The organism is Vibrio sp. 1874 (assembly GCF_033344395.1).
Classification (GTDB): domain Bacteria; phylum Pseudomonadota; class Gammaproteobacteria; order Enterobacterales; family Vibrionaceae; genus Vibrio; species Vibrio alginolyticus.
In genome coordinates this window covers 551,723-558,004 of record NZ_JAWPOR010000003.1, presented here as the reverse complement: position 1 = coordinate 558,004, position 6,282 = coordinate 551,723, and the positions used below count along the sequence as shown (strand labels likewise).

Annotated in this window: 5 protein-coding genes; 1 reads left to right on the top strand and 4 read right to left on the bottom strand. The window is 42.6% G+C overall.

Annotated elements, in window-relative coordinates:
* Both R8N46_RS09875 and R8N46_RS09870 read right to left on the bottom strand, forming a co-directional pair.
* Positions 1-512: hypothetical protein (locus R8N46_RS09875; RefSeq protein ID WP_225466633.1), on the bottom strand; the 512-nt coding region annotated here is incomplete at its 3' end.
* A 152-nt stretch (positions 513-664) separates the two neighbouring features.
* Positions 665-2,101, bottom strand: coding sequence for an arylsulfatase (locus R8N46_RS09870; protein ID WP_225455402.1), 1,437 nt, complete (start codon positions 2,099-2,101; stop codon positions 665-667).
* Between the two features lie 247 nt (positions 2,102-2,348).
* Between R8N46_RS09870 and R8N46_RS09865 the strand changes: the two genes are divergently transcribed.
* On the top strand, positions 2,349-3,866 hold the full coding sequence (locus R8N46_RS09865) for an arylsulfatase (RefSeq protein WP_005377761.1): 1,518 nt from the start codon (positions 2,349-2,351) through the stop codon (positions 3,864-3,866).
* A gap of 107 nt (positions 3,867-3,973) precedes the next feature.
* Here the strand turns inward: R8N46_RS09865 and R8N46_RS09860 are convergent, their stop codons facing one another.
* Positions 3,974-4,972, bottom strand: coding sequence for an HAD family hydrolase (locus tag R8N46_RS09860; RefSeq protein WP_213972329.1), 999 nt, complete (start codon positions 4,970-4,972; stop codon positions 3,974-3,976).
* A 162-nt stretch (positions 4,973-5,134) separates the two neighbouring features.
* Entirely contained in the window at positions 5,135-6,232 is a 1,098-nt protein-coding gene (locus tag R8N46_RS09855) for a hypothetical protein (protein WP_213966586.1), read from the bottom strand.
* Positions 6,233-6,282: the final 50 nt, after the last annotated feature.

Here is a 6,282-nt window from a genome sequence, read left to right as displayed (position 1 = left end):
AGCCACTCATCGCTTATCTTGAGTGCGTCACCTTGAATCGTGACACTAGGAACTTCAAACTGGTTTTCGTATCCATCGCCGCCATCAAGAATATCCACCGTTAATATAGCATCGGGATTCAACCGCTCAGGAGCCTGAGTCTCAGAAGTTGGGTTTTCTCTTTCTTGCACTGCTGGCCTGGTAACATAGCCATTAGAAACGAGTTGCTCAGGTAAAACAGCGCGAATATAGGCAACAAAACTTAACCCACCAGAAGACTCACTAAAATCTCGAACGCTCTGATTAAAAGTGGATTCAATACCGTTTTGAGAAGCAATTAAAAGATCATTCGAACTCGATTCATCCTCACTTGTTGTATCTTCATTAAATGCAATATCGAGAATGTCAGTATTAAGAACAACCACCTCTACTTCTGGAACTAATTGTTCGTTAGGCAACATTTGGATCCAAGAACCGTCACTTAAAACCGCCCAAAGAACATTACCGACTTGAATGTAGAGTATTGGCTGCATAATTCGCCCCATATGAAACAACGAACTTTAAGTATGGTCGACGAATGTGACTGTTCAAATGAAACTAGAAAAAACATGGCCCTAAATGGCTCTAATGAGATATTGAACCAAAAACATACCTCATGTATGCGAGAAAGAGCCATTGGGGTAAACTACTTCTGGCGTAACCCATCCACTGGAAATTGATTGAAATTCCCCTTGCTACAATCGGGCTTATATCCAAATGGAGCAGGGAAAGGAATCGTATCGCAGCTTGTTGCAACGGAAGATTCAAACTTTACTCTCTTTCCTATCATGATAGGAAATAACCATGTGGCATTATTTCTTAAATCAAACTCCTCTTTAGGGTCATCAATCAAATTGTATATTTCAGGGATCTGTAATGGGCGCCCTTTCTCCGGCATGATATCTTGATCAATAAAGTGCATCTTGTAATTTTCCCACTTATAAGCGTAGGTTTCAGAGCCATTGTTAACGATAAAACCATCTCGATTAGACTTTTCACTATCTCCCTTTAAAAAGGCCCACTGATCAATACTATCTATTGTTCTATCGCTTGGTAATTTGTATCCACCGACATGAGAAAGTGAGGCAAATAGATCCACAACATGGATAATTTCATCACTCACTCTGCCCGGTTTGATGTGGTTAGGCCAAGAGGCAATAAATGGTGTTCGGAGAGAGCCTTCAAGAGCCGTAAAGTACGCACCACGCCATGGTCCGCTAGAGCCTTGGTATGGCATATGCCACTCTGGACCGTTGTCAGAAAACCAAATCACTAGTGTATTGTCTTTAATTCCTGCTTTTTCTATTGCACCAATAACTTGCCCAGCTCGAAAATCTATCTCAGCTAACACATCTGAGTAATTTCCTTTGCCTGTTTTACCAATAAAATCAGGATGAGGTAGCGTCGGTAAATGTGGTTGAGTAAAAGTAATTACAGAGAAAAATGGCTTATTCTCTTTCACATTTCGATTTATAAAATCTGTGGCATGTTCAACTAGCTCACTGTCAATCGTTCTACGTGAGTCCAAATTATATTCTTTGACCCCTTTAGGATCCTGCCCTGCTCTAGCTGAAAGGATTTGAGGTTTAGGTAATATAGCTTTATAACCGGGTTGAGAGCTATATTCTGACTCATCCGTCGTATTTGCAATGCCATACCATTCATCAAAGCCTTGATCCGTTGGAAAGCGCCCTTTTTGGTCTCCCAAATGCCATTTCCCGTAAAGGCTCGTGTTATATCCTTGTTCCTTAAACTTCTCTGCAATGGTTATCTCCCAGTTCACCATACCGTAAGGCACTCCCCAAACAACCTTATCTGTCCCAGATCTAAGCGCTCGCCTCCCCGTCATGAATGAGGAGCGAGTTGGCGTGCATTGCGGTTCCACATTAAAATTAGTAAGGCGTACACCTTCTCTAGCAAGTTGATCTAAGTTTTTAGTTTCAACACCTCTGGTACTCCCATAGGAACTTAGTTCCCCCCACCCAAGGTTATCAACCAACATTACCACGACATTTGGTGTCTCTTCCGCAACCACTTCTAACGGGATACATAGAAACAGGATAGTTGCTAGTTTATTTTTCATAGTGTCGCCTTTCATTGAAATTCAATCCTGTAAGTGCGTCTTATCACACTTAAAACACACTAAAGTCTAGTCCATGTTAGTTAACATTTTTGAAAAACAGGGATTACTTGGAAGCAACAAAAAACCTCTACTATATTCAACTGACTACATTGTCTCATTTGGTGTCATCTCACTCGACTTCGCCATGATGAACACAATTAGTAACGTTATATAACGATAATGGATTCATTTATCGCGGAGGATTTTCATGCGAAACTCGATTAAAAAGGTAATGGCATTGGTCGGTACATTAGCTGCGTCCACAGCCTTTGCTGCCGATAAGCCCAACATCCTTGTGTTCTGGGGTGACGATGTAGGTGTATACAACATTAGTGCGTATCACAATGGTATGATGGGAGGGAAGACTCCTAACATTGATAAAATCGCCAATGAAGGTGCCATTTTCACAGACGCTTACGCACAACAGAGTTGTACTGCCGGACGAGCCTCATTTATTCTGGGTCAACATCCGTTTCGTACCGGTCTATTGACTATTGGTATGCCCGGCGCAAAAGAGGGTATTCAATCGAAAGATCCTACTATCGCAGAGTTACTTAAAAATCACGGCTATGTGTCTGGTCAGTTTGGTAAAAACCACCTTGGTGATCAAGATGAGCACCTACCAACTAACCATGGGTTTGATGAGTTCTTTGGTAACCTATACCATTTAAACGCGGAAGAAGAGCCTGAGTCTGAGTTTTATCCAAAAGATCCAGAGTTTCGTAAAAAATTCGGACCTCGAGGCGTGTTGAAGGCGACTGCGGATGGCAAAATCGAGGACACAGGTCCCCTTACTCGTAAGCGTATGGAAAACGTAGACCGAGAGTTCATGGATGCTAGCTTGGCATTTATGGAAAAAGCAGTAAAAGAAGACAAACCATTCTTTATTTGGCATAACTCAACCCGTATGCACGTCTGGACACATTTGAGTGAAGAATATCAAGGGAAGTCAGGTTACGGCTTATACGCCGATGGCATGATGGACCTAGATGATCAAGTAGGTGTCATGCTTGATAAACTTGAAGAGCTAGGCGTAGCAGATAACACCATTGTTGTTTTTAGTACTGATAATGGCGCTGAGAAATTTACCTGGCCAGATGGTGGTACTACACCGTTCAAGGGCGAAAAAGGTACGACTTGGGAAGGCGGATTCCGCGTTCCGATGATGGTACGCTGGCCTGGAAACATTAAACCAGGAACGGTTATCAACGATATCTTTTCACAAGAAGACTGGATGCCAACTCTACTAGCAGCTGTGGGCGAACCTGATGTGAAAGAAAAACTATTGAAGGGTCATAAAGCAGCGGGCAAAACCTTTAAAGCACATTTAGATGGCTACAACCAACTTGATCTGCTGACTGGTAAAGCTGATGAAGGCGCACGCAAAGAAATCTTTTACTTCGATGCTGGTGGTAATTTAAACGCCGTTCGTTATAAAGACTGGAAGATCCACTTCAGTATTATGGAGGGTGCCATTAATGAGGCATACCGCAAAACACCTAGTTGGCCTTTGATTGTAAACCTTCGTATGGATCCATTTGAGGTCGGTCCAGATGCAGCACTTTACGTCAGACATTTTTACGCTGATCAAATGTGGATGTTCGTTCCTGCTCAAGCTATCGTGCGTAAGTTCCTAGAGACATTTAAGGAGTTCCCTGCAACGAAAGGTAGCTCGTTAAGTATTGAAAAAGTGGTAGAAACAATGACACAGCAACCTAGAAACTAGACCCTAGGTATCGAAGCTACTGTGGAATTAACTAAGGCCTCAATTGTGAGGCCTTTTATTTCGTTGCAATTGTTTGGTTGCAGCAATTTATGGTCAAACAAAGATTATCATTTAGTGCTCTCTTTAAACACTTGATTCCAATCTTGTTTCATATCGACAAATAGCCAACCTTGCTCTTCACCTACTTTAAACGATTTATCTAACTTACCAACATGAGAATCTTTATCATACGCCCATTCGCGCTTGTCATCCGTGTGATGGATAATCGCAGAAAATCTTGGACCTGAACCTGCTTTCGTCCACTCTAACATCTGTAAATCACCATCAGAATTACCAAACGCCATGACCGGACGTTTGCCAATGAAGTTTTGGATCGTCACAGGCTTTACTGCTTTGTCATTGACAAAGTCTATTTCCGGTATACGTTGGATGGTAGGTTTTCCATCAACACTTTGATATTCCGCCTTTAACGTCGTTCCCACGATGTTTTGCGTTGGAATGCCGTATACTTCCGGCGCCCAAACGCGCATAAATTCAATTCCGCCTCCAGAAACGATGTAGGTCTGATAGTCGTTAGCTCTTAAATAGTCGAGCAGTTCGAGCATAGGTTGATAGACCATTTCAGTGTATGGTCTACCCGTTGTTGGATGGACAGCCGTTTTCAACCATTCCTTAACTTCTTGATGAAACTGTTCAGTAGACATTCCAGAATGGGTTGCCATAACAAGCTTCATTACACCTTCGAGTCCTTGTTTACCAATCCCCTCCATGTCACCTTTTAATGCGGAAGCAAAGGGTTCGGTTGTCTTCCAATCAGGATGCTCAGAGGCCATTTCTTTTACTCTATCGATCGCAAAAAACAACTGTAGATAAACAGGCTTTTCTGCCCAAAGTGTTCCATCATTATCAAACGTCGCGATTCGTTGGCTTTCAGGAACATAGGAATCCGAACCTTGGGTCGTTGTTTTCGTAACAAACGCCATAATAGCTTGCTTAGCGTCAGTGTTGTTCCATGACGGAAGTGGATCTTGCATATCAGCAGCAACAGCGTAACTAGACAGAGCAAAACCTGTTGCTAAGACAATCGCCTTTAACTTTATAGCCATCTTAATTCCTTATATTGAGGTGCTAGGTGCGAATCCAATCAAAAGTATAGTTCAATTGAAACAGGCGCATATTGAACTGAAATATGCAATGGCCACCAAAAAGTGACAATGTCACCAATCTAGTCCACTATTTTATTAAAATAGAAACATGGAATTTACCGATTAGAGTTTAAATTCATTGGCTTCAACTGATGTAGGGGCACTTTTACGTCCCTTTTTCTGATTGAGCTCTTCAATAACATAGTCGGGAGCGACCTTCGTTAGCTCTGTTAAACAGTCATCCGTTTTAGGGTTGCCGTATCTAACATAGATGTCACACACGGCATACAATTGTTCTGGAGCACCGGATATCAAATACGCTTGCTCAAAAGCGTTGACAGACTTCTTCAAGTCTAACTCTTCTTGCAGAACACCATTTAAGTACCAAAAGTAACTGTTCGTCTTTGCCATCGTCGCAGCTTTGTCTATTTCAAACGCCGCTTCTTTCTTTTTGTCTAATCTAACCAAAGCGAGAGATTTAGAATAATGCAGCGAGGCATCTTCTGAATTTAGCTTGATGCCCTCGTCAAGCACGTTGATAGCTTTTTGGTCTAGCTGTTGCGCTCGGAAGTTGTCTGCATAGCTTAACCAAACTTGAGGGTTGTTTGGCTCAAGCTTAGTTAACTCTGGGTATATCAGCGCCGCTTTATCCCAATCACGATGCCAACGGTAAACGTCTGCAAGTAATAACTTGGAAACATTATCGTTCTTACTGGACAAGTGTGCTGTCAGCTCTGAAACAGGCCCTTCAAGTGACTGCTGTTGCTCTGAACTCAAATTGGCGTAATCTCGAACGAGGTTAATCGCTGCTGTAATTCGCACCATGGCGGCGTCATCACTCAATAATGGTGAAATCAAACGCCAACGGTGCTCAATCATATATGGTTGTGCTCCCACGATCGCAGCTTCGCGAATACCTGCATCTTCATCCTGCAACCCACGCGCAACTGCAACCAATGCATTTTGGCTTGGATAGTTGGCTAACTCACGTAAAGCATCAATACGTTTTTCTGAAGACAACTTTTTATTTTGCGCATCATAAGACAGCTTTTCGACTCGTTGCGCCGGTGTCATTTGAGCTTCTTGTGGAGTGACAACCGTTGTCGGCGATACTTGATCTGGGTCTAGCAATGTTGTTTCTTGTGCCACCACGGCTTGACTCGTAGCAATGCCGATCGAGATCACGAGTAATGATTTAGAGAGCAGCTTAATTTTTTGCATTCAATAACCTATATTCTTTCATTTCCGGGCCTGTAGCAGGCGTAGTGACT